Source organism: Microbispora sp. H10885 (genome assembly GCF_014161415.1).
Taxonomy (GTDB): domain Bacteria; phylum Actinomycetota; class Actinomycetes; order Streptosporangiales; family Streptosporangiaceae; genus Microbispora; species Microbispora triticiradicis.
This window is the reverse complement of sequence record NZ_JABBWY010000017.1, coordinates 62,571-87,059: the sequence shown is the minus strand read 5'-3', so window position 1 is coordinate 87,059 and position 24,489 is coordinate 62,571. Positions and strand designations below refer to the sequence as shown.

The 24,489-nt window shown below is 72.6% G+C and carries 18 protein-coding genes and 1 tRNA gene; 15 read left to right on the top strand and 4 right to left on the bottom strand.

Going from position 1 to position 24,489, the window contains the following annotated elements:
• Nucleotides 1–99: 99 nt before the first annotated feature.
• From HHX37_RS33770 to HHX37_RS38040, 5 genes are read left to right on the top strand one after another with little or no spacing between them, the layout of a single operon-like run.
• Nucleotides 100–444, top strand: coding sequence for a DUF2637 domain-containing protein (locus HHX37_RS33770; protein WP_182882574.1), 345 nt, complete (start codon nt 100–102; stop codon nt 442–444).
• Nucleotides 425–820 (top strand): hypothetical protein, encoded by a 396-nt coding sequence (locus HHX37_RS33765; RefSeq protein WP_182882433.1) that lies wholly within the window; start codon nt 425–427, stop codon nt 818–820. The genes HHX37_RS33770 and HHX37_RS33765 overlap by 20 nt, the downstream gene beginning before the upstream one ends.
• Nucleotides 817–969, top strand: coding sequence for a hypothetical protein (locus tag HHX37_RS33760; RefSeq protein WP_182887984.1), 153 nt, complete (start codon nt 817–819; stop codon nt 967–969). The genes HHX37_RS33765 and HHX37_RS33760 overlap by 4 nt, the downstream gene beginning before the upstream one ends.
• Before the next feature lie 30 nt (nt 970–999).
• On the top strand, nt 1,000–1,764 hold the full coding sequence (locus HHX37_RS33755; protein ID WP_182887983.1) for a hypothetical protein: 765 nt from the start codon (nt 1,000–1,002) through the stop codon (nt 1,762–1,764).
• Nucleotides 1,765–1,795: 31 nt separating this feature from the next.
• Entirely contained in the window at nt 1,796–5,515 is a 3,720-nt protein-coding gene (locus tag HHX37_RS38040; RefSeq protein ID WP_182887982.1) for a CHAT domain-containing protein, read from the top strand.
• A 57-nt stretch (nt 5,516–5,572) separates the two neighbouring features.
• On the opposite strand, the gene HHX37_RS33745 is transcribed toward HHX37_RS38040, so the two are convergent.
• A tRNA-Leu gene (locus HHX37_RS33745) sits at nt 5,573–5,658 on the bottom strand.
• Between the two features lie 220 nt (nt 5,659–5,878).
• Between HHX37_RS33745 and HHX37_RS33740 the strand changes: the two genes are divergently transcribed.
• From HHX37_RS33740 to HHX37_RS33730, 3 genes are all read left to right on the top strand, one after another.
• Nucleotides 5,879–7,174, top strand: coding sequence for a M20/M25/M40 family metallo-hydrolase (locus tag HHX37_RS33740; protein WP_182877919.1), 1,296 nt, complete (start codon nt 5,879–5,881; stop codon nt 7,172–7,174).
• A gap of 109 nt (nt 7,175–7,283) precedes the next feature.
• Nucleotides 7,284–7,919, top strand: a complete 636-nt coding sequence (locus HHX37_RS33735) for a hypothetical protein (protein ID WP_310740662.1) — start codon at nt 7,284–7,286, stop codon at nt 7,917–7,919.
• A gap of 208 nt (nt 7,920–8,127) precedes the next feature.
• Nucleotides 8,128–10,188 (top strand): chaplin family protein, encoded by a 2,061-nt coding sequence (locus HHX37_RS33730; RefSeq protein WP_182887981.1) that lies wholly within the window; start codon nt 8,128–8,130, stop codon nt 10,186–10,188.
• Nucleotides 10,189–10,421: 233 nt separating this feature from the next.
• On the opposite strand, the gene HHX37_RS33725 is transcribed toward HHX37_RS33730, so the two are convergent.
• Nucleotides 10,422–10,613 (bottom strand): DUF5703 family protein, encoded by a 192-nt coding sequence (locus HHX37_RS33725; RefSeq protein ID WP_220499497.1) that lies wholly within the window; start codon nt 10,611–10,613, stop codon nt 10,422–10,424.
• Nucleotides 10,614–10,906: 293 nt separating this feature from the next.
• Here HHX37_RS33725 and topA point away from each other — a divergent pair, with 293 nt between their 5' ends.
• On the top strand, nt 10,907–13,618 hold the full coding sequence (topA, locus tag HHX37_RS33720; RefSeq protein ID WP_182877917.1) for a type I DNA topoisomerase: 2,712 nt from the start codon (nt 10,907–10,909) through the stop codon (nt 13,616–13,618).
• Between the two features lie 89 nt (nt 13,619–13,707).
• Here topA and HHX37_RS33715 read toward each other — a convergent pair whose 3' ends face one another.
• Nucleotides 13,708–14,859 carry a cellulose binding domain-containing protein gene (locus HHX37_RS33715; protein WP_182887980.1) on the bottom strand — a complete coding sequence of 384 codons (1,152 nt, stop codon included), beginning with the start codon at nt 14,857–14,859 and terminating at the stop codon, nt 13,708–13,710.
• 279 nt (nt 14,860–15,138) lie between these two features.
• Between HHX37_RS33715 and HHX37_RS33710 the strand changes: the two genes are divergently transcribed.
• From HHX37_RS33710 to HHX37_RS33695, 4 genes are all read left to right on the top strand, one after another.
• Entirely contained in the window at nt 15,139–16,509 is a 1,371-nt protein-coding gene (locus HHX37_RS33710) for a metallophosphoesterase (RefSeq protein ID WP_310740661.1), read from the top strand.
• 158 nt (nt 16,510–16,667) lie between these two features.
• Complete coding sequence (tmk, locus tag HHX37_RS33705; protein ID WP_111697831.1) at nt 16,668–18,731, top strand: dTMP kinase; 2,064 nt, start codon at nt 16,668–16,670, stop codon at nt 18,729–18,731.
• Nucleotides 18,732–18,734: 3 nt separating this feature from the next.
• Complete coding sequence (locus HHX37_RS33700) at nt 18,735–19,928, top strand: DNA polymerase III subunit delta' (protein WP_111697830.1); 1,194 nt, start codon at nt 18,735–18,737, stop codon at nt 19,926–19,928.
• Between the two features lie 86 nt (nt 19,929–20,014).
• Nucleotides 20,015–20,863 carry a PSP1 domain-containing protein gene (locus HHX37_RS33695; protein ID WP_111697829.1) on the top strand — a complete coding sequence of 283 codons (849 nt, stop codon included), beginning with the start codon at nt 20,015–20,017 and terminating at the stop codon, nt 20,861–20,863.
• A 7-nt stretch (nt 20,864–20,870) separates the two neighbouring features.
• Here the strand turns inward: HHX37_RS33695 and HHX37_RS33690 are convergent, their stop codons facing one another.
• Nucleotides 20,871–21,806: an alpha/beta hydrolase gene (locus tag HHX37_RS33690; RefSeq protein WP_220503368.1), complete on the bottom strand. Its 936-nt coding sequence runs from the start codon at nt 21,804–21,806 to the stop codon at nt 20,871–20,873.
• Nucleotides 21,807–21,920: 114 nt separating this feature from the next.
• Between HHX37_RS33690 and HHX37_RS33685 the strand changes: the two genes are divergently transcribed.
• Entirely contained in the window at nt 21,921–22,250 is a 330-nt protein-coding gene (locus HHX37_RS33685) for a winged helix-turn-helix transcriptional regulator (protein ID WP_182887979.1), read from the top strand.
• Between the two features lie 52 nt (nt 22,251–22,302).
• Nucleotides 22,303–24,486 (top strand): helicase-associated domain-containing protein, encoded by a 2,184-nt coding sequence (locus HHX37_RS38035; RefSeq protein WP_182887978.1) that lies wholly within the window; start codon nt 22,303–22,305, stop codon nt 24,484–24,486.
• The last annotated feature ends 3 nt before the right edge of the window (nt 24,487–24,489 follow it).

Genomic DNA, 24,489 nt, shown 5'->3' with positions numbered 1-24,489 from the left:
ACCCGGCCGTACGCGCCTGCTGCGCCGGCCGGCGCACCGTGGTGGTCGGCTCCGGAGTCTCGGCCTTCACCGCGCCGGCCACGCTGCGGCGTCGCGCTACTGGCGCTGATCGCGGCGGTCGTTCCGTTCCGTCATATGCACGAACTCTGCCTGCGACACGGTGAGGACCATCTGGCGGCGGTGCTCATCCCGCTCGCCGTCGACGGTGGTGGGACGCGCCCGCCCAGTACTGGTCGTGGTTCACGGTCACGATCGGTTCCGGTACTGGGCGGTATCCGGTGTCTTCCAGCGAATGATAAAAGCTGTGATCCAGTCCGCACCGTGCCTAGCGTTTCGGGGAGGCGCGATCTGGTTGCGGTGCCGTCGGGGCTGGGCGACGATGAGACCGCCTCAGAAAGAAATCGGCGTCGGGCCGGGAGGTTCAGTGACGCTCAAGCCGGGTGATTACTCGGTCCTGCTCGGACCCGGACCGCCGTCGGCTGACGCGCCGAGGCTGGAGCTGCCCCCCGGTTTTCCCCTTGTGGATGCGGCCGAGGTGCTGGAGGCGCTGTTCGCGGCGAATGACGGCATCGACCAGATCGCGGTGGTGGCCGGTACGTTCGCCGTAGGGGTGGCAAGCCGTGATGCCGTCGAACCTCCCGGGCGACTCCGCGGCGTGGGGGACGGAGACGGCGCTTCGCTCCCGGGCCGTTCCGCCGCCTATGAGTTGTTGCGGTACGTCTGCCGGGAGTGCTCGCAGATCACCTACCGCATCCATGTGGACCCACGGGACCCCCCGACCTGCGTGAACGGTCACGGACCGCTGGACCGTCCGCGATGAGGATCGGCGAAGCGGCCAAGCCGGTGGGTGACGTCTTCGGCGGGCGCTTCTTCCTCGTCGGCTACCTCCCGTTCTACGCCGCCGCGCTGTTCCTGCTGGTGCTGCTGTGGTCCGGAGCCCCCGGAGAGCTCCGCTTCAGCCGGGCCTGAAAGACCGCGGCGGATCTCGATGTCGGGCAGGTGCTGCTGCTGATCCTGGCCATCACCCTTGCCGCGCTGGTCGCCCAGCCGCTTCAACTGCGGCTGGTCCGGCTGCTGGAGGGTTACTGGCCCGCGCGCCTCGACCGGCTCGCGGCCCCGCTCCGCCGCCGGCATCGCCGCCGGCGCCGTGCGCTCGCCCGGGCGGCCGAGCTCCCCGCGCATGTGGAGGACGTCCCGGCGGAGCGGCTCAACCGGCTCGGCGAGGCGGGTACGGAGCTCCTCCTGCGCTATCCCGCCGAGGACCGGGTGCGGCCGACGGCGCTGGGGAACGTGCTGGCGGCGGGCGAGGCCCGGGCGGGGGCGGCGTCCGGCTGGGACGCCGTGGTGGCCTGGCCCCGGCTGTACCCGGTGATCGGCGACCGGATGCGGCAGATCGTCGACGACCGCCGCAACACGCTGGACGCCACGGTGCGCCTTGAGGTGATGTCCCTGCTCAGCGCCGTCGCCGCCGGGGCGCTGCTGGCCGGCTCCGGCTGGTGGTTCTGGCTGACGCTCGTCCCGGCGGGCGTCGGGCTGCTGGCTCACCGGGCCGTGATCGAGGCGGCCCTCGCGTACTGCGAGTCGGTGGAGGTCGCCTTCGACTTGCACCGCCTGGACCTCATCGCCGCCCTGCGCCTGCCGCTGCCCGCCGACCTCGACGCCGAGGTGCGGCAGGCGGCCGACCTCTCCGCGCAGTGGCGGCAGGGGGTCGTCGTCCCGACCGTCTACCGGCATCAGGAGCCGTCGGCTCATGGCACCCCCTGACGAGCAAGGGGCATTCGTCCCGGCTGACGTGGTGAGAATCGTAGAGGACCTGGTCAACGAGTGGGACCTCGAGGAGAAACGGCTGATGGTCGAGCGCCACTCCGCCGAACTCCTGGGGGAGTACGCGGACATCGTCCTGCGGAACGCGCTGGCCGAGGCCGAGGAGGACGGAGGGGATACAGGCCCGGACGTCACGTCCGGATTGGAGTGGCATCGGGCGCTGCTCACGGACTGCCGGTCGGTGGGCGTGGCGGAGGCTTTCGCGAGACGGATGCGCCCCGACGAGCGGGCCGAGCTCACTCCCGGGGTGCTGGACCGCATGGCGACGTTGTCGCAGGAGGCGGACCTGCTGAGGTTCCTCCTCTTCCGTCCCGGCGTACGGCACTTGACGACCCGGGCCGTCGCCGCGCTGCGCAACGCGACCGACCGGGCGGGGAAACAGGCGATCCTGGAGCGTGACCGGGCCCTGTTGCTCACCCCGCTCGCCGAATACTGGGCGCGGATGTGCGGTCTCCCCGAGGAGCACGTCGACTTCCTCGCCCGGGCCCGGACCGAAGGCGTGGAGGCGGCGCTGACCCACATGTTCGGACCGGCGCCGGACCACTATGCCGATCAGGTTCCGGCGGAGCTTCGCGTGCTGCTGGCCGAGCTCCTGCAACCCGAGTCCTCGGTGTCGCCGGAGCGCGCGGTGGCGCTGTGCGGGGAGGGGCTGGCCCAGGCCGAGCCGGGCACCCTCGCGTGGGCCGCGCTGAAGGGCAGGCTGGCCAGGACTCTGCTCCTCTCCCAGTCCCGCGACCGCGCGGCCGCGATCGAGGACGCCGTCGGGCACGCGGCCGAGGTGGCGAGGTACGCCGTGGAGAACGGTGACACCCTCACGGAGGCCACCATGCGGGCACTGCTCGCCACCGCCTTCTGCGAGCGGATCCGCGGGAGCCGTACGGACAACCTGGATCGAGCCGTGGCGGAGGCGGACACCGCGGTGGACATCCTCGACCGGGAGCGCCACGCGGACCCGCGAGCCGGCGCCCGCGTCAGGGTCGATGCGCACGCCGCCGCCGCGACGGCCTATTTGGGCCGCGCCGCCTCCGGTGACCTGCGCCGCGCTCGCCGGCACGCCGAGGCCGCCCTGCGGCACGCGGGCGCGGGAACGGCCCGCAGCACACTGGCCGAGATACACCGGACACTGGGACTGATCGCGGAGGCCACCGGCCGCGACTACGGCAACATCCGGGCCATCGGCCATCTGGAACGCGCCCGCGGCACGGCTCTCGCCAGCGACGAGCCGGACATCTGGGTGGCGGTCAGCGTCGACCTGGCCCGTCTCCATCTCGAGCGGGACCACACACGCCCGCAGGAAGACGTCGTCACCGCCATCACGATCCTGAACGAGGCTCTGACCCGCGTGGATCCGGTGCGCCGCCCGGCCGCCTGGGCGGCCGTGCACGCGGCCCTAGGGGAGGCCTATCGATGGCGACGGTCGGGGGAGGAACAAGCCGATCTCGCACTTGTGGTGGAGCACGCGGAGAAGGCGCTGAGCGTGTTCACCCGCGAGGACTTCCCGCGTGAGTGGGCCCGCGCGCTCAGCCTGCGCGCGGACGGGCTGCGCCGGTCACTGCGCGGCCACCCTCTCATCAACACGCGGGACGCGCTCGCGGACTACACGGAGCTGGCCGGCTTCTACCATGAGGCCGGAGACGAGCGGTCCTGGGCCGACATGCAGGAGAGGATTGGCTTCACGCACGCCTCGCCCGCGATGGCGGACCACGAACCGGGTCACCTGCCGCAGGCCATCGATCACCTGGAATGCGCGCTCGCCGCGTTCCAGCGTCAGCACAGGCCGGACGCGGTCGCGCTGGTGCGGCGCAACCTCGTGAGCATCGGCGCCGTCGCGCTCATCCGGGGGGTCGCCACCCCCGACCTCGCCGGCAAGATTCGCAGGCACAGCGCCAGGATCCTCCGGGGGTTCCCGAGCGCCGAACAGCGATACGGGGTGCACCGTGCCCTCGGGCTGCTGGACTTCGACGCCGGAGCCCACGCGCGGGCTGCGAAGCACCTGACCAAGGCCCTTGAGGTCGTGCGCCCGCCCGACGCGGGCCTGCTGGACGTCTATCGTCATCTGGCGCTGCTGCGCCGGCGCCGTGGCGAGCGCGCCGAGGCCGTGAGGCTCTGTCTGACCGGCGCCCGGTTGGGGGAGGAGCTGCTGGCTTCCGCGGGGTCCGGGTACGGCGAACACCACTTGATCGACTCTGTGAGCGGTCTCCATCAGATGCTGGCACTCTGGGCGCTGGCGGACGGCGCCTGGTCGCGGGCGCTCGCCCTGCTCGAACGCAGCAAATCCTGGACCGTCGCCGACGCGCCGGACCCTGACCCGGACCTCACCGGGCTTCCCGAATCCGTCCGATCACGTGTGGTCCGCGCTCGGAAGGAGGTGCGCGGGCTGGAGGCGGCACTCCGGACGCCGGAGGCCGCCGAGAACGGCGAAGGTCCGCAGATCAACCGCCGGCTCGCCGTGGCGCGCGCCGAACTGGCCGCGGCACTGTGCCAGGCCGGTACGACGCCGGCGGCGTCGCGCACGGCCGCCGAGCCGACCGGAGCCTCCGTCTGCGCCGCCGTTCCCCAGGGCGGCGTGCTGGTGATGCCGATCGTCGGTGACGAGGAAGCGGCCATGTTCGTCATCCCAGCCGGGACACCCGAGCCGGCCGAAGCGAACGTCGTCCGGCTCCCGGGCGTCAACCTGGCGAAGCTCAGGGATGCCGAGTCGCGATGGCTCAAGACGAGCAGTCAGTGGGAGCTCGGGAACGTTCCCTTCGCCATGTGGGCGGCGGAGATCGGCGCGATCACCGCGTGGTTGTGGGAGGCCGTCGCCGGCCCGCTGACACAGGCGCTGCGCGACCTCGGCGTCCCCGAAGGGACGACGCTGTGGCTGGCCGGTTCGGAGCTGAGCCGGCACCTGCCGGTCCACGCCGCGAGGTGTCATGACGAAGGCCGTGGGCGCACCTTGCTCGACGACCATCCGATCGCCTACATACCGTGCGCCGGAGTGCTGAGCGGAGCGACCCGCCGGGCCGCCCGCATGGACCCCGCAGAGCAACGCCTCACGGTCTTCTGCGACCCCCTCGGCGACCTGCCCTGGGCCTCCTCGGAGGCCGATGGCATCGTCGAGCAGTTCTCCCCGGGCATGGCGCGGGTCGTACGCGGCCCGGCGGTCACCTGGGAGGCGGTCGCCGCTCTCTCCCCGGGCGCCACCTATCTGCACTTCGCCTGCCACGCGGGGGTCAACTGGATTCAGCCGGACTTCTCGCACATCACGCTGGCGGACGGCTTCCTCCTGACCGCCGCCCACCTGCGCGGCCTGGACCTCGGCGGCACGCGCCTGGCCGTGCTGTCGGCCTGCCAGACCGGGGTGCCGGGGACGATCGGCCGCCGCTCGGCCGAGCACATCGGCCTGGCCGCCGGGCTGCTGAGCGCGGGCGCGCCGGGCGTGGTCGCCACCTTGTGGAGCGTGGAGGACGAGTCGACGGCGCTGTTCATGCGGCGTTTCTACGCACTCATGATCGGCCAGGGCAGATCTCCCGTGCAAGCGATGCGCGAGGCCCAGCTCTGGCTGCGCGACGTCACAGTGGCCGAGCTCACCGGCCTCGACTCCGGGGCCCGCCGTCAGTCCCGCGGACGGTCCCGTTCCGGCCGTCCCACGGGCCGGCCCTTCCAGAGCCCCTATTACTGGGCGGCCTTCCACCTCGTGGGAACCTAGTGGCCGCCAAATGACTTGTGGAGGCCTGGGTTGTCCCCAGCCTCCACATGTGGTTTGTGTCCGAGGGGGGACTTGAACCCCCATGCCCATCACTGGGCACTAGCACCTCAAGCTAGCGCGTCTGCCTATTCCGCCACCCGGACGTGGTGCCTCACGCAGGATCGTCATCCCGCGTCGGCTGATACAGGTTAGCACTGTCTCCGCCCTGCTTCATACCGGGATTCCGCCCCCTCCGTACGGCGTGCGGCGGCCCGGGGGTGAAGGACACGCCTGTACGGCGGCAGGATGGAGGCGCGAGCCGTACGACGTGACAGACACGGGCGGGTCCGGCCCCTGGGCGGCCGTCCGGTAGGAGGAGGCGCAATGACCCCACGCTTCGGGGAGGACGAGGTCGTCGAGCTGTGCCGCGACCTGATCCGGATCGACTCGGTGAACGCGGGGGACAACACGGGCCCCGGGGAACGCGAGGCCGCGGAGTACGTGGCCGGAAAGCTGGCGGAGGTCGGCCTGGAACCGCGGATCCTGGAGTCCGACAAGGGCCGGGCGAACGTGGTCGCCCGGGTGGAGGGCGCCGACCCGAGCCGGGACGCCCTCCTCCTGCACGGCCATCTGGACGTCGTGCCCTTCGACGCCGCCGACTGGACGCACCACCCGCTCAGCGGCGAGGTCGCCGACGGCTGTGTCTGGGGCCGCGGGGCCGTGGACATGAAGGACATGGACGCGATGATCCTGGCCGTCGTACGGCGGCGGCTGAGCGAGGGACGCAGGCCGCCGAGGGACGTCGTCCTCGTCTTCACCGCGGACGAGGAGGCCGGCGGCCACTACGGCGCCCAGTGGCTGGCGGGCAGGCACCCGGAGCTGTTCGAGGGCTGCACCGAGGCCGTCGGCGAGGTCGGCGGCTTCAGCGTGACCACGGAAAAGGGGCGGCTGTACCTGATCGAGGCGGCGGAGAAGGGCATCGCCTGGATGCGCCTGACCGCCAAGGGCAGGGCCGGCCACGGCTCGATGCTCAACGACGACAACGCCGTGACCGAGCTCGCCGAGGCGGTCGGCCGGATCGGCCGCCACAAGTGGCCGGTGCGGCTCACGCCGACCGTGCAGGCGTTCTTCGAGGAGGTCTTCGGCACGGAGGTCAAGGCCGAGGACGCGGAGGCGGCGGTGGCCACGCTCGGCCCGCTCGCCCGCATGATCGGCGCGACGCTCAAGAACACGACCAACCCGACCATGCTCCAGGCCGGCTACAAGGCGAACGTCATCCCCCAGGCCGCGACCGCGCACGTGGACGGCAGGTTCCTGCCCGGGTACGAGGACGAGTTCTTCCAGACCGTGGACGAGCTGCTCGGGCCCAACGTGACACGGGAGTTCGTCTACCACGACGTCGCGGTCGAGACGCCCTTCAAGGGCCCGCTCGTCAAGGCCATGGCCGACGCGCTGCATGAGGAGGACCCGGGTTCGCGGGTCGTGCCGTACACGCTGAGCGGCGGCACCGACCTCAAGGCGTTCAGCCGCCTCGGCATCAGCGGGTACGGCTTCGCGCCGCTGCGGCTTCCCGAGGACTTGGACTTCTCCGGGATGTTCCATGGCATCGACGAGCGGGTTCCGGTGGATTCGCTCCAGTTTGGCGTCCGGGTCCTTGACCGTTTCCTCGAATACTGCTGAGAAAGCTGTTGCGATCACGTGCCGTGCCGCTACAGTAACTCTCCGTTGAGGGTTGATCCGCTCCGGGTCGAGTCGGCCGGATGTCGGCTCAGCGGTATGGGGAGGTCGCGTGACGAGCACGTCGCAGGAGCAGCGGGGGGCGTCTTCGCCCGTCGCCGTTCCCGGCGTGCCCGTCACGTCTCCCGGCCGCCACGAGCGGAGCCGGATGGCGCGGTTCGCGGCCGGCTCCCGATCGGGCCGCCTGCTGGTCGTCGGCGGGCTGATCGCCGCCGCATGGCTGCTCGGTGTGCTTCTCGGCGTCTTCGGCACGGCGACCTCCGCCGCCGGGGCCGCACCCTCACCTGACGCCGCCGGGTCGGTTCTTCCCGACCGTGTCTCCGGTCCGGACCTCGGCCTGCCGCCCTCGCCGGGCGCCGCAGGCGTGGCGAGGTCTCACGGGAAGAGTGCCGACGGTTTCCCCACGGCGGCTGACGACACCTCGGTGAACGCCGAGGCGATGGCGGGGCGCACGGTCGACGGGCTGACCAGCCAGTCGAAGCCTATGCTCCCTCCGCCGTCCACCGCGGACCACGCGCCCGCAGACCAGGGCCTGGTCCCGCAGACAAGCGGTGGAAGCATCCTGTTCGGGGATGTCGCGCGGCCTGTGTTCGAGCCGCGTCTCACCACCCTGCCCGCCCCACTGGCGGCGGTTGTTCCCCCGGTGGTCCGCACAGCGGCGGACGACCCGTCTTTCTCTCCTGACTGATCCCGCCTTCGCGCCGGTCCGCCTCGGTACGGCGACCGGTGCCACCGCCTGCCCTGACCTGTGGTGCCCAGGCGGCAGGCTCCCGCGCGGGTGACGCGGAATCTCCCATCCTCGTGACCGTCCACCGCTCCGCTGTGCTCATTCGGCGTGGACAGAAGTCGCGAGCTGTCAGGTAACCCCCTAAGAAGAACCACTAGGAGCATTCATCATGCGAACGTGGGCGAAGGGCTCGGCCTCCGCGGCGTTTCTCGCCGTCGGCGTCATGGCCCTTGGCAGCGGTACGGCTTTCGCCGACACCGACGGCAGCAACTCGGTCCTCGGCGGCAACCAGGTCGACATCCCGGTGACCCTGCCGATCGACATCAGCGGCAACGCGGTGGCGGTCGCGGGAGAGTCCCATGGCTCATCCCTGGGCGGCGCGGCCGTACAGGGCGCGGGCCAGGGCGCCGGGCGCAACCGCACCTCCGGTGCGGGGAGCGTCCTGGGCGGCAACCAGGTGATCGCGCCGATCAGCGCCCCGATCGACGTCTGCGGCAACGCGGTCGCCGTCCTCGGGAAGGCCGGAGCGGGCTGCCGCGGCGGCGCGGTCGCCAAGGGCCCAGGTCGCGGCGGCGGCGCGGGCGGCAACGTCACCAGCGGCACGCACAGCGTCGGCGGCGGCAACCAGGTGGTCGCGCCGATCACCGCGCCGATCAACCTGTGCGGCAACGCCATCGCCGTCTTCGGCGACGCCACGGCGGGGTGCCGCGGCGGCGCCTACGTCGGTGGCGCCGGTCCGGCCGCCCGCGCCGGCGGCAACCGCACCAGCGGCCGCTCCTCGGTCCTCGGCGGCAACCAGGTGGTCGCGCCGATCACCGCCCCGGTCAACGTCTGCGGCAACTCCGTCGCCGTCCTGGGTGACGCGTTCTCGGGCTGCCGCGGCGGCTCGTCCGTGGGCGGCCCCGGCGGTCACGGTGGGCACGGCGGGCACGGCGGGTACGGCCACGGCGGTCACCACCGGCCCCGTCCCGGTTCGGGTGGTCACGACACCGACGGGCGCTACTCCGTGGGTGGCGGCACCCAGGTGGTCGCGCCGATCACCGCACCGGTCGAGGTGTGCGGCAACGGCTCGGGCAGCTGCCACGGCGGGTCCAGGCCGGGCCACGGCGGTCACGGGGGTCACGGGGGTCACGGCGGCTGGTCCGGCGGTTCGGGCGGCAACGTCACCAGCGGCACGCACAGCGTCGGCGGCGGCAACCAGGTGGTCGCGCCGATCACCGTGCCGGTCAACGTCTGCGGCAACGCCATCGCGGTCGTCGGCGACGCCTTCGCGGGCTGCCGCGGCGGCGCGAGCGTGATCGGCGGCGGGCACGGCGGCCGCTGGGGCGCCGGCGGCAACGTCACCTCCGGCCGTTCCTCGATCCTGGGCGGCAACCAGGTGGTCGCGCCGATCACGGCGCCGGTCGACGTCTGCGGCAACGCCGTCGCCGCGCTCGGCAAGGCCCACGCGGGCTGCCGGGGCGGGGCCGCGGTGGTCGGCGGCGGCGCCGGTGCGGGCGGCAACGTGACCTCCGGTCGCCACGGGATCGTCGCGGGCAACCAGGTGGTCGCGCCGATCACAGCGCCGGTCAACGTCTGCGGCAACGCTGTCGCCGTGCTGGGCGACGCCGCCGCGGGCTGCCTGGGTGGGGCGAAGGTGGGCGGCTGGGGTCCCCACGGCTACCGGCCGCACCCCCAGCACAGGGCCGCGCGCGGCGCCATGGTGCCCGCCACGCCCGCCATGCCGGTGCTGTCGGGCGCCCACACCATGCAGCCGATGAGCGCCCCCGCAGCGCCCTCGGGGCCGGTGATCGGCAACCTGCCGAACATGCTCGGCCTGCCGGAGGCGCCGGGTCTGCCGGCCGCCCCGCCCGTCCCGGCGGGCAAGGGCGTGAAGGGCGTGGTCCCCGCCGGCAACCCCGCCGCCGTCGTGTCCAAGGCCACCGGCGCGCTGCCGGCCGCGGGCTCGCTCGACGACACGGCCCGCACGCTGCCCGCCCAGCGGACGCTGGACGACGCCACCGCCTCGCTGCCCGTGGCCGACGCCACGCGGAACCTGCCGACCGGCGACCTCGGCAAGACCACCGAGGTGCTCCCGCTGGGCAAGCTCGGTCTCATGAGCGCCGAGCAGCCCGTCGGGCTGACCGGCATGAACGCCGGCTCGTTCGCCGCACTGGTCCTCGGTGCCATGTTCGCCGTCTCGGCGAGCCTGTTCGCCGTCACCCGCCGCTTCCGCTTCGGCCGCAGGTAGCCGGACGGCCGGGCGCGTGAAGAACCACGCGCCCGGCTGAGGACGCGAGGGATATCACGCTCGCGCCGGGCTTGACGGCGGCGAACCAGCCGCTCGTCGTACGGGCCCGGCGCGGGCCACCAGGACGCCGCCTCCCGGCCAGTGGAGGAGGGCATCGACGCTTTGCCCGTTCCGGGGGCGCGGCCCGGGGCGGGCAAAGCTCTTTTTGACCGTGGCGTCGCCGCTCCCGCGGCTCACATCGTCCGAGCCGCCCGTATGATCTTCCGACGCAGCCGGACGCGCCTGCTGCCGTCGGGATACAGGCGCAGCCGCTCCAGTTCCCAGTCTCCGTGCTCGGCATGCTCCGTCAGCATCTGTCGCGCCACCTCCCGAGGGGTGCCACGCGGCAGATACAGGTCCAGGTAGGAGTAGTCGAGCACAGCCATTGGTCTCCGGGGCGTGCTAGGGAACTCGATGGGCTCTATTCTGCGTCCTCGTGGATAACAGCGCCAGGCGAGTTACATTCCCGGACAGAACCGGGTAGCCCGAGGGGGAGGAACGTGCGGCGGCAGGTACCTTCAAAGCGGTGCCTCCACGGCGCCCGGTGGGGGTAGGCACCCCCGCCCCGGGCGACGAGGGTGTCAGTGAGCCGGAGCGCACGAAACCCGGAAACACGTGAAACACCCGGAAACTCCCGGATACACGGGGAACGACAGCGGACAGCGAGGTAGGAAGCAGCGTGCCAGCCAACAACGGCAACGCCGGCGGAACCCGCCTGGTGATCGTGGAATCGCCCGCGAAGGCGAAGACGATCGCCGGGTACCTCGGGCGCGGCTACATCGTCGAGTCGAGCATCGGCCACATCCGTGATCTCCCGGAGAAGGCCGACGACATCCCGGAGAAGTACAAGAGCGAGGCCTGGGCCCGCCTCGGGGTGAACGTCGACCACGAGTTCGAGCCGCTCTATGTCGTCAACCCCGACAAGAAGGCACAGGTCTCCAAGCTCAAGCAGCTTCTCAAGGAGGCCGACGAGCTCTACCTCGCCACCGACGAGGACCGGGAGGGCGAGGCCATCGCCTGGCACCTGCGCGAGGTGCTGAAGCCCAAGATCCCGGTGCATCGCATGGTGTTCCACGAGATCACCCCGCACGCGATCAGGGATGCGGTGTCCAACCCCCGCGACCTCAACCTCCGCCTGGTCGACGCCCAGGAGACCCGGCGCATCCTCGACCGCCTGTACGGCTACGAGGTCAGTCCCGTCCTGTGGAAGAAGGTCAAGCCGCGGCTGTCGGCCGGGCGCGTGCAGTCGGTCGCCACCCGCCTGGTCGTGGAGCGCGAGCGGGAGCGGATGGCGTTCACCGCGGCCGCCTACTGGGACCTCCAGGCGCTGTTCGACACCGGCCGGGCCGGGGACGACCCCCGGACCTTCTCCGCCACCCTGACCGGGGTGAACGGCAGGCGCGTGGCCCAGGGCCGCGACTTCGCCTCCACCGGCCGGCTCAAGAGCCCGGACATCCTGCACCTCGACGAGGCCGCCGCGACCGCCCTCGCCGGACGGCTCGCCGGCGCCTCGTACGCGGTGCGTTCGGTGGAGCGCAAGCCGTACACGCGGAAGCCGTACGCGCCGTTCCGGACGACCACCCTGCAGCAGGAGGCGAGCCGCAAGCTGGGCTTCTCCGCCAAGTACACGATGCAGGTGGCCCAGCGGCTGTACGAGAACGGCTTCATCACCTACATGCGTACCGACAGCATCACGCTGTCGGAGACCGCCGTCGCCGCGGCCCGCAGCCAGGCGATCAAGCTGTACGGCGCGGCGTACGTGCCGGACAAGCCGCGCGCCTACACCAGCAAGGTCAAGAACGCCCAGGAGGCGCACGAGGCGATCCGGCCGTCCGGGGAGGAGTTCCGCACGCCGGGCGAGACCGGGCTCGCCGGGGACATGTTCCGGCTCTACGAGCTGATCTGGCAGCGTACGGTCGCCTCCCAGATGAAGGACGCCGTCGGCGAGTCGGTGTCGGTCAAGGTGGCCGGTACGTCCGGCGCGGGCGGCGACGGCTCCGCCGGGACGGCCGCGGACCCGGTGGAGGTCGAGTTCAGCGCCACCGGCCGGACGATCACGTTCCACGGCTTCCTGCGGGCGTACGTCGAGGGCGCCGACGACCCCGCGACCGACCGGGACGACTCGGAGAAGCGCCTGCCCACGCTGACCGAGGGCGACCGGCTCACCGCGGCCGAACTGACCGCGCTCGGGCACTCGACCAAGCCGCCCGCGCGGTACACCGAGGCGTCGCTGGTCAAGGAGCTGGAGGACCGCGAGATCGGCCGGCCGTCGACGTACGCGTCGATCATCGGAACGATCCTGGACCGGGGCTACGTGTTCAAGAAGGGCACCGCCCTGGTGCCGTCGTTCCTCGCGTTCGCCGTGGTCAACCTGCTGGAGCAGCACTTCGGCAACCTGGTCGACTACGACTTCACGGCCGAGATGGAGAAGGTCCTCGACGACATCGCCAACGACCGCGCCGAGCGGGTGCCGGAACTGCGCAGGTTCTACTTCGGCGCCGGGGACGGCGACGAGGGCCTGAAGGAGATGGTCACCGACCTCGGGGAGATCGACGCCAAGGAGATCAGCTCGTTCCCGATCAAGGGGACGGACATCGTGATCAGGGTGGGCCGCTACGGGCCGTACCTCGACCGCGACGGCGCCCGGGTGAACATCCCCGAGGACATGGCGCCCGACGACCTCACCGCGGAGAAGGCCGAGGAGCTGTTCTCGCGCCCGAGCGGCGACCGCGATCTCGGCGTCGACCCGGCCACCGGCCGGAGGATCGTCGCCAAGGACGGCCGGTTCGGCCCGTACGTCACGGAGATCCTGCCCGAGGAGCCGGCCCCGGCGGACGGCAGGAAGCGGACGAAGAAGGCCGACGCCCCCAAGCCGCGCACCAGCTCGCTGTTCAAGACGATGGACCTGGACACGATCACGCTGGAGCAGGCGCTGAAGCTGCTCCAGTTGCCGCGTGTGGTGGGCGCGATCGACGGCGAGGAGGTGACGGCGCAGAACGGCAAGTTCGGGCCGTACATCAAGAAGGGCACCGACTCGCGGTCGCTCGCGTCGGAGGAGGACCTGCTCACGGTCACGATCGAGCAGGCCAAGGAGTTGTTCGCCCAGCCGAAGCCGCGGGGACGCGGCCGTGCCGCCGCCGCTCCGCCGCTGCGGGAGCTGGGCGAGGACCCGAACTCCAAGAAGCCGGTGGTGGTGAAGGAGGGCCGCTTCGGCCCGTATGTCACCGACGGCGAGACCAACGCGTCGCTGCGCAAGGGCGACACGGTCGAGGAGATCACGCTGGAGCGGGCGGCGGAGCTGCTGGCCGACCGGCGGGAGCGGGCGCCCGCCCCCAAGCGGACCACCACCCGGGCCAGGACCACCACGAAGAAGCCCGCCGCCAAGTCCTGACCGCATGACCCCGGTGGCGGCCCGGTGGCGGCATGGCCGCCACCGGGGTGCAGCGTCGGATCCAGGCGCGGATTGCGCCCGGGGAGTGGTCAGGCCACGGCGCAGGGCGCGCCGTTGAGCGAGAAAGTGCTCGGCGCGTCGGAGACGCCGGTGTGCGAGGCGTTGAAACCGATGCTCACGGACGCGCCGGGAGCGATGTTGGCGTTCCAGGCCATGTTGGAAGCGGTGACGGTGTTATCCGGTCCCTGGTTCCAGTCGGCCGACCATCCCTGCGTGATCCGCTCGCCCGCCGACGGGAAGGCGAACCGCAGCGTCCAGCCCGAGATCGGCGTGCTGCCCGTGTTCGTGATCGACACGCTGGCGGAGAAGCCCGTCCACCAGGTCGACTGGGTGTAGGCGACCTTGCAGTTGGGAGTGGGTGTGGACTTCGGCGTCGGCGTGGGGCTTACGGAGGGGCTCGGCGTGGGGAACCCCGGCAGGGCGGTGGTGGTGATCGGGTCGGACGGCACGCTGACGTTGCCGGCCGCGTCCCTGGCGACCACGATGTAGGTGTACCTGGCGTACGTCGTGAGGTTGCCCTCCATGAAGTAGGGCGAGGTCCGGGTTCCGACCAGCAGCCAGCCGGTCGAGGTGAGCCGGTAGATGGCGTAGCCGGTGACGCCGACGTCGTCGGTCGAGGCCGTCCAGCAGAACGCCGTGCCGGGGAAGTCGGCCACGCAGTTGTCGCGCAGCCCGGTCGGCTTGCTGGGCGGGGTGCTGTCTCCGGGGATCGGGCTCGGGCTGACCACCATGCCGGACACGGCCCGCGTGTTGATCAGCGCCGTCGGCGGGCTCGTGTGGCCGTCGGCGTCCTTGGCCACGATGTAGAAGGTGTAGACCTTGCCGTAGACCAGCCCGCTCAACACGGTGAGGGTGCTGGTGGTCGACGCCGCCTTGACGAAGCCGTCGGCCGTGAGCCGGTAGACCTCGTAGCCGGTGACGCCGACGTCGTCGGTGGACGCGCTCCAGCACAGGCCGACGTACCCCTGGGTGGTGCCGGTCGGCACCGGCGGCGGGCACAGCTGCACGTTGGACGGTGTCGTCGGCGCGCCGGGTTCGGCGCTCGGCGACGGGGCCGCGGACGGCCTCGGGCTGGGGGTGGGCGTGGCGGCCACCGCTCCGGCGGGCACGCCGGAGAGCGCGATCGCCGCGGCGACCGCCGCCCCTGCGGCCAGCCAGGCCAGGTAGCGGGGACTTCTCATGTGTCACCTCGTTGTCGTTCGGTCGGTGTCGGCACCCGGGGGAGTCACCGGGGCCACGTCTGAGGGACGTTTCTGCCGCGATCGTCCGCTTGCTCCTGGTCAGGGGCAAAGATCGCCGATGGTGGCGCGGCATCGGGCCGACTCGGAGGTGAAACTTTCACCGGGCGGGCCTGCCGGTGATCGTTCTCGCCACGGCTCCCGGGAACGCGGCCGCCGGTGGCTCCTCGTAGCATCGTCGTCAGCCGGCCCCTGATCGTCAGCCGGTCGAGGAGAGTTCTCGTGGGGTTCCTGGTCATGATCCTGACGGCGGTGGCCGTCGTGCACGTCTATCTGTGGCGGCGGCTGGTCCGGGCGTCGACGACGCCGGGTTCGCGCCTCCGCCGGGTGCTGACGTGGGCGCTCGTGGTCCTGGCCGCCCTGATGGTGGTGACCATGGCGGGGAGCCGGCTCTCCGGCGTGGAGGTCGTGCGCGTCGTCGCCTGGCCCGGCTACCTGTGGCTGGCCCTGATGTTCTACCTGTTCGTGTTCGGCCTGGTCGCGGAGGTGCCCCGGGCGATCGCGGCGTTCGCCCTGGCGAGAGGCCGCCGCACCACCCCGGGCACGGCCCCGGTGGACGGTGCGGTGGACGGTGCGGTGGACGACGCCGAGGACGCGTCGGTCCTCGCCCGTACGGCGGCCGGGGAGTCCGCCGCGGTCCCGGGGCCGGCCGCGCCGGACTCCACGACTCCGGTGGCCGCTTCCGGCGGCTCCGCTTCCGGGGGCCGACCGGCCGGGGGAGGACCCGGAGCGGACGCGCCGGCGATCGACCGGCGGCTGTTCATCTCGCGTACGGCCTCCGCCGTCGTGGCGGCGGGAGCGCTCGCGACCGTGGGCTACGGCGTGACCCGGGCTCTCGGCGATCCGGTGATCGAGCGGGTGCCGGTCCGCCTGCCGCGGCTCGATCCGCGGATGAGCGGGCTGCGCATCGCGGCCGTCAGCGACATCCACCTCGGGCCGCTCACCGGCCGGGGCCACACCGAGCGGATCGTCCGCATGATCAACGGCCTGGGGGCCGACGTGGTGACGATCGTGGGCGACCTGGTCGACGGTACGGTGGCCGAGCTCGGCCGTCTCGCCACCCCGCTCAAGTCCCTCGAATCCCGGTACGGCGCGTACTTCGTGACCGGCAACCACGAGTACTACACGGCCGAGGGCCCCCAGGAGTGGATCGAGGAGCTGCGCTCGCTCGGCGTCCGGCCGCTGCGCAACGAGCGGGTCGAGATCACGCACGGGGGAGCCGTGCTCGACCTCGCGGGCGTCAACGACCTCAACGGCGCGCTCTCGGGCGACGGCCCGGACATGGGCAGGGCGCTCGGGGGCCGCGACGCGGACCGGCCCGTCGTGCTCCTCGCCCACCAGCCCGTCCAGGTGGCACAGGCCGCCGCGCACGGCGTCGACCTCCAGCTTTCGGGGCACACCCACGGCGGCCAGATGGCGCCGTTCAACCTGCTCGTGCCGTTGCAGCAGCCCGTGGTGGCGGGGCTCGCGAGCGTGCCGCGCCAGGGCGGCGGCGACACCCAGATCTACGTCACCCGGGGCGCGGGCTTCTGGGGCCCGCCCGTCCGGGTGGGCGCCCCACCCGAGATCACTCTCATCGAGCTGCGCGCCTGAGCCGTCCCGCCGGGCGGGCGGCGGGAATCGGCGTAGAGCATTGCCGTCATCATGAGAGCGAGGACGAGGCGGACGTAATACCCTCAGGCGACGAGCAGGCCCGAGCGGCCCGCTCGTCCGTCTCCCAGCCCAGCGAACACCCTGGATACGCTGACATCATGAGCACTCCTGCCCGGGCCGCCGCGCGACGCAAGCAGCCGCACGTGCTGGCGAACGCGCCGTTCCGCAGGCTCTGGACCGCCATGGCGACGTGCAGCCTCGGTGACTGGCTCAACATCATCGCGCTGACCGCCCTCGCCGGTAACCTCACCGCGCCGTCCGGCTTCCAGACGCAGAGCCTCGCCATCGGCGGCGTCTTCGTCGCCAAGATGCTGCCCGCGATCCTGCTCGGCCCGCTCGCGGGAGCGGTGGCCGACCGGTTCGACCGCAGGCTGACGATGGTCGTCGCCGACGTCCTCAGGTTCGCGGTGGTGTTGTCGATTCCGCTGATCGGCGGCTACCAGTGGCTGCTCGTCGCGACGCTCCTGGTCGAGTGCGTGAACCTGTTCTGGGTGCCGGCCAAGGACGCGACCGTGCCCAACCTGGTGCCCAAGGAGCGGCTGGAGGAGGCCAACCAGCTCAACCTCCTCGTGACGTACGGCACCGCTCCCGTGGCCGCGGCCCTGTTCGCGGTCCTGTCGGGGGTCATCACCACGATCTCGGCGGCCGTACCGGCGTTCACGGTCGCGGCGACCAGCGTGGCGCTCTATCTCAACGCGCTCGCCTACCTCGCCTCCGCCGTGATGATCTTCACATTGCGGGCCATCCCCAAGGACCACGTCCGCCACGTGGCCGCGCCGTCGGTGCTCAGGCAGATCACCGAGGGCTGGCGGTACGTCGGCGGCAACCGGGTGGTGCGGGGGCTGATCATCGGCATGCTCGGCGCGTTCGCCGCCGGGGGCGCGGTCATCGGCGTCGCCAAGGCGTACGTGCAGGTGATGGGTGGCGGCGACGCGGGGTACGGCACGGTGTTCTGCGCCGTCTTCCTCGGCATGGCGTTCGGCATGTTCTTCGGCCCCCGCCTGCTGGGCGGCCTGTCGCGGCGGCGGATGTTCGGGCTGTCGATCCTGTGCGCGGGGGTCACGCTGGCCGCCGTCGCGCTCATCCAGAACCTGGTCGTCGTCGTGGTGCTGACGGTGGTGCTGGGCGCCTGCGCCGGCATCGCCTGGATCATCGGTTACACCACGATCGGCCTGGAGGTCGAGGACGGGCTGCGCGGCCGTACGTTCGCCTTCCTGCAGTCGCTGGGCCGGGTCGTGCTGCTGCTGGTCGTCGCGGTGGCCTCGGCGCTGGCCGCGCTCTTCGGCCGGCACTACCTGCGGATCTCCGAGCTGACCTACCGCTTCGACGGGGCCAACCTCGTGCTGCTCCTCGGCGCGCTGCTGGCCGTGGCCGTCGGCGTGCTGGCGCTGCGCCACATGGACGACCGGCCGGGCGTGCCGATCGGGGCCGACCTGCTGGCCGCCCTCCGGGGACGGCGGTTCGTCCCCGACGAGGCGGAGCCCGCACGCGGGCTGTTCATCGCGTTCGAGGGCGGCGAGGGCTCGGGCAAGACGACCCAGTCGCGGCTGCTCGCCATCTGGCTGCGCGACCAGGGTTTCGACGTCGTGCAGACCCGCGAGCCGGGCTCGACCAAGGTCGGCATGCGGCTGCGGGCGATCCTGCTCGACGCCGCCCACCAGGGGCTCTCCGCCCGTGCCGAGGCGATGCTGTACGCCGCCGACCGGGCCGAGCACGTGGAGAAGGTGATCGTGCCCGCGCTCCGGCGGGGCTCGACGGTGATCACCGACAGGTACGTGGACTCCTCCCTGGCCTACCAGGGCGCGGGGCGGTCGCTCGACCCCGAGGACGTCGCGAAGATCAACAAGTGGGCGACGGGCGGGCTCGTCCCCGATCTCACCGTGCTCATCGACGTGCCGCCGTCGGTCGGGCTGCGGCGGATGGCCTCGCCGGCCGACCGCATCGAGGCCGAGCCGCTGGAGTTCCACGAGCGGGTGCGCCGGGAGTTCCGCGCGCTGGCCGCCGCCGACCCCGACCGGTATCTCCTGGTGGACGGCACGCTGGAGCAGCGGGAGGTGACGCTCCTGATCCAGGACCGGGTGCGGGACATCCTGCCCGATCCGGTGCCGTACGAGGCCGAGGAGGCCACCGGCACGATGCCCGCCATCCGTGACTTCGGATAGCGAATGACCGTCTACGGGGATCTGATCGGGCAGGACCGGGCGATCGGCGTGCTGCGGCGGGCGGCTTCCGCCGCCGCCGAGGCCGTCGCCGGGGGCCGTGGCGCGGGCATGACCCACGCGTGGCTGTTCACCGGCCCGCCCGGCTCCGGGCGGTCCACCGCCGCCAAGGCGTTCGCCGCCGCGCTGCTCTGCCCCGAGCAGGGCTGCGGCCACTGCGACGCCTGTCACCAGGTCGAGGTCGGCTCGCACCCCGACGTCACGTTCGTACGGCCGGAGGGCCTGTCGTACGGCGTGCGGCAGACGCGTGAGCTCGTGCTCAAGGCGGCGGGGGCGCCCACGCTCGGCCGCTGGCGGGTCGTATTGTTCGAGGACGCCGACCGGGTCACCGAGCAGGCGGCCAACGCGCTGCTCAAGGCGATCGAGGAGCCGCCGCCGCGGACGGTGTGGCTGCTGTGCGCGCCGTCCGCGGACGACATGATCATCACGATCCGGTCGCGCTGCCGGGTCGTGACGCTCGGCACGCCCTCCACCGAGGCCGTGGCGAACGTGCTGGCGACCCGTGACGGGGTGCCCCACGACGTGGCGCTCGACGCCGCGCGGGCGGCGCAGGGGGACGTCGGCCGGGCCCGCCGCCTCGCCCTGGACGAGGAGACGCGGCGCCGCCGCGCCGAGGTGCTGTCGATCCCCCGCTCGCTGACGGGCGTGGCGGAGTGCGTCACCGCCGCCGAGCGCCTGGTGAAGACCTCCACCGAGGACGCCGACGCGGCCACGACCGCGCTGAACGAGGTCGAGACCGCCGAGTTGCGCCGGGTCTACGGCGAGGGGTCCACCGGCAAGGGGCTCAACAAGGGCCTGGTGCGGGGTGGCGCCGGGGCGCTCAAGGAACTCGAGACCATGCAGAAGTCACGGGCGACCCGCATCAAGCGCGACTCGCTCGACCTCGCGCTGCTCGAACTGATGGCGTTCTACCGCGACGTGCTGGCCGTGCAGTTCGGCGCCTCGGTGGAACTGGCCAACGAGGACCGCAGGCACGAGGTGGAGGCCGTCGCGCGGGCGTCCTCGCCCGAGGACACGCTCCGCCGTACGGACGCGATCATGAAGTGCCGGGAGCGGCTCGCGGCCAACGTCCACCCGCAGATCGCGGTCGAGGCCATGACTCTCGCCCTCCGCTCGCCCGGAGTCGTCCACAGGGGATGATTGCCAGTCCCGGACGGGACGTATGGTGGTTCCGGGCGCTCGGCGTGCGACCGCCGTACAGAACCGAGGAGGGCCGGCTCTTGGGCATGATGATGGCCGTGAGCTTCACGCGCTACGGACGGCTCTACTACCTCGATCCCGGTGCGCACTCGCCGAAGGTGGGCGACAAGGTCCTGGTGCCGACGGACTCCGGTCCGGAGGTCGCCGAGTGCGTGTGGGCGCCGCAGTACGTGAGCGAGGACGTCGAGGGCCTGCCCGTGTGCCAGGGCGTCGCGGGTGAGGAGCACCTGGCCCGGGACGAGGTCAACCGCCGTCGCAGGGCGGAGGCCCGCAGCGTCTCCAAGCGGCTGATCAAACGGCACGAGCTGCCGATGAAGGTGATCGGCGTCGACTACCTGGACGTCGACAACGTCTACACCGTGTACTTCTCCGCCCCGCACCGGGTGGACTTCCGCGCGCTCGTGCGCGACCTCGCCCGCAACCTGCGGGCGCGGGTCGAGTTGCGGCAGATCGGCCCGCGCGACGAGGCCCGGATCCAGGGCGGCATCGGCCCCTGTGGCCGTGACCTGTGCTGCGCCACGTTCCTCAAGGACTTCGAGCCGGTCTCCGTCCGCATGGCCAAGGACCAGGACCTGCCGGTCAACCCGCTCAGGATCGCCGGCGCCTGTGGCCGGCTGATGTGCTGCCTGAAGTACGAGCACCCGCTCTACCAGGAGTTCCGGGCCTCGGCGCCGCGCGCCGGTCTCGCCGTGGACACCCCCGAGGGTCCCGGCACGGTGGTCGGGCACAACGTGCCCTCCGACTCGGTCGTGGTCCGCCTCAACGACGGCGGCCGCCGCTGCTCCTGCTCCCGGGCCAGCGTGTGCGCCCCCCGTAAGGCCCACGACGCGACGTACGGGGAGGCGCGGACGGCCACCGCCGGCGACGCCGAATGAAACCCGGTCAGAGGTGGTCGTGCAGGAAGGCGGCCGTCGCGTCGGCGGCCCGGGTGACGTAGGGCTCCACGTCGTAGAGATCGATGTGCTCCCGGCAGTCCAGCCAGATCACCTCCTTCTTGCCCGGGCTCCGGTCGACGAGCTCCGCCGCCAGTTCCGGCGCGCAGTAGGCGTCGGCCCGGCCGTGCACGACGAGCAGCGGCGTGGCGGCGAGAAGGGGGGCGGCCCCGAGCGCGTCGAGGGTCATCAGCGAGTGGAGCGACCCCCGGGTCACCTCGTTCACCCAGTGTGGTGACGCCGAGCGGGAGGTGCCGTAGTAGGCGTACGGCTCGGCGCCGGGCATGGCGGCCTCGCCGTCGCCGGGCGTCACCGCGGGCAGGAGTTCGTCGTACCGGTCGAGGAAGCCGCCGAGCGCGCCCCTGTAGGCGTCGACGCCCATGCGCTCGGCGAACCAGACCGGGCTGTTGTACGCGCCGGCGATCCCGGCGACGGCGCGCACCCGGGGATCGGAGGCGGCGGCCCGCACCGCGTACCCGCCGCCGAGGCACACGCCGACGAGCCCTACCCGGCCCGGGGCGACCTCGGGCCGGCCGCCGAGCAGGCTCACCGCGGCGCGGAGGTCGGCGAGCTTGCCCTCGCCGTCCTCATGGCCCCGCCGCCCGCCGCTCTCGCCGAACCCCCGGTGGTCGAAGGCCAGGGTGACCAGCCCCGCCCGTGCGAGACGCTCCGCGTACAGCCCGGTGACCTGCTCCTTCACTCCCGTGAAGGGCCCGGTGAGCGCGACGGCCGGGGCGGGCCCCGGCAGATCCGGCAGCCGGAGATCCCCGACGAGATCGACACCGCCCGCCGAGAACGTGACCCGCTCGGTCCGTACGGCGGTCATCGGCGCGCCGGGCAGGCCCCGACCGGCCGTCGTATATGGATGATTCGTGATATCGCTCATGCCCGCGTCCCCGTCCTAGTGTGTGATCTCGCGGTGAGCGTGAGGCTAGGCGTGCCTGAACCACGGCGCCAGAAGGCACTTCCAGGTACCCATCCCACAGGGCAGGGAGACGAGATGGACCCGGTGATTCCGGACGTACTGCAGGAGAGCTGCGCGACGCGGCAGGCGCTGGAGCGGTTCGCGGCGAAGTGGCGGGTGCTGGTGATCTACGCGTTGCTGGCCGGGCCCCAGCGGCCCGGCCAGTTGCGCCGCCGGCTGCCGGGCATCACCCAGAAGGTGCTGACCGAGACGTTGCGCGGCATGGAGGCGGACGGCATGGTCGAACGCCGGGTGGTCAAGGACTCCGCGCCCCAGCACGTCGAGTACGCGCTGACCGATCTCGGCCGTACGCTGCGCGAACCGCTGGCCGCCATCTGCGCCTGGGCCGTGGAGCACGCGGGCTGAGGACCTCCGGGTGAAGGGCCGGCGGCCGGTGGACCGCGGGTAGGGTGCCGTGGTGAGCACGCCCCGGCTTCTGACCACGTGGTTGAGAACCAGGTCGCCCGACGAGCGGCGGCTGCTGCTCGCCCGGGTGGGCTTCGTCGTCGACGAGGACATCCCGCCGCAGGACCTGGCCCGGCTGCTGCTCCGGCGGCAGGCGGTGGTGCCGCTCGTCAGGTTCTGCACCCTGCCCCAGCGGCAGGCGCTCGCGGCCGTCGCCTGGCTGGCGGCGCAGCGGCACGGGCCGCTGGGCTATCACCTGGAGGGGGACGATCCGGCCTCCCGCGCCGTGCCCCGCGCCGACGTGCTCGACCTGCTGGCCGGACCCGGCCTCGACCGCCGTACGGCCGCCGACGCCGTACTGGACGAGTTGGCGGGCATGGCGCTGGTGCTCCCGCCGCACGGCGACCAGGTGATCGTGCCCGGCGCCGTCCACATGGACCTCGCCGGCGAGACGGGGCTCGGGCGTCCCGCCGCCGAGCTTCTCGCCGCGCACTTCAACCCCCCGGAGGTCCACGCGATCGCCGAAGTCCTGGGGTTCCCGAACGCCCGCGTACGGGAGGTCGCGGAACGGAACGTGCTCGGCCTGCTGGGCGACCCCGAGCGGGTGCGGGCCCTGGTCGCGGGCGCCCCCGCGTCCGTACGGGACTGGCTGCTCCGCCTCGTCGGGCACGGATCACGGCTGCGCACCCACGCCTACCAGGTCCACAGCGGGTACGGCTACCAGCACAACGTCAGGTACGTCGTCCGCCCCGGGGGTTCCGGCGACCCGGCCACCGACTGGCTGGTGGCGCACGGCCTGCTGCTCCCGGCGGGGCCGCCCGACGTGGCGGAGGTGCCGTTCGAGGTGGCCACGGCGGTCCTCGGCGGGCCGCGCGTGCCGTTCACCCCCGATCCGCCGCCGCCCCCGGACGACCTCCCCGGTGCGGACGGGGCGGAGGGGACCGCGCAGGCGGCCGCCACCTCCGCGCTCTCCCAGATCGAACGTCTGCTCGCGGCGTGCGTCGATCAGCCGCCCACCCTGCGCAAGGCCGGCGGTCTGGCGGTGCGGGACACCAGGCGCATCGCCAAGGCCGCCGGCGTGGGCGAGGACCTCGCGAGGTTCTGGATCGACCTGGCCACGCAGGCGGAGCTGCTCGGCCTGTACGCCGAGCCGGTGCCGCGCCCGAAGGGCCACCGCGGCAGGCTGCCCGAACCGATGGTGAACCTGCTGCCCACCACCGAGTACGACACCTGGCTCAAGCGGTCGCCCGTCGAGCGGCTGGCCAGGATCATCGGCACCTGGGCGACCCTGCCCGCGACCTACACCCACTGGCCCGCGGAGGCCGGGACGCCCGTCGCCCTCACCGAGCCCTCGGATCCGCACGCGGTCAGCCTCAGGTACGCCCTGCTCGAAGCCCTCGCCGCGGTGCCTCCAGGGAAGGGCCTTCCGCCGGACGGCCTCCCCTACCTGATGCTCCGCGCCGCCTGGCATCGTCCCCATCACGTCTCGGCCGCGCGTCTCGGCGCCGAGCAGGCGGGCGCCATCCTGCGCGAGGCCGGGCTGCTCGGCGTGACCGCCGGTGGCGCCCTCACGGCCGTCGGGCACGCCGTACGGGACCTGCTGGTCAGCGGTGAGGCATGGCGGTCGCCGGAGGCCGCGCTGACCACGGCCCTGTCGGCCATGCTGCCGCCCGCCCAGGCCACCGCGCGGTTCCAGGCCGACCTGACGGCGGTGGTGCCCGGGATGCCCGACCCGTCCCTCGCCGAACTGCTGGACGGCGTCGCGGAGCGCGAGTCGGAAGGGCACGCGGTGGTCTGGCGGCTGAGCGCGGCGACCGTGCGCCGCGCGTTCGACCAGGGCTACGAGGCCGACGACCTGCTCGCGCGGCTCTCCGAGGCCGCAGAGGGGCCGCTGCCGCAGACCCTCGAATACCTGGTCAAGGACACGGCCCGGGTGCACGGCCGGATCCGGGTGGTGCGGTCCGGGTGCTGCCTCCGCGCGGACGACGAGGCGCTGATCGAGGAACTCGCCCGTGCGCAGGCGCTGCGCGCGCTGGGGCTGCGCAAGATCGCGCCCACCGTGCTGATCAGCGCCGCCGGCGAGGAGGAGACCCTCGCCCGGTTGCGCGCCGCGGGGTACGCCCCGGCGCTGGAGTCGGAGACCGGGGCGACGGTCGTCGAACGGGCCGGCACGCGTCGCGTACCGGCCCGTTCGTAACCG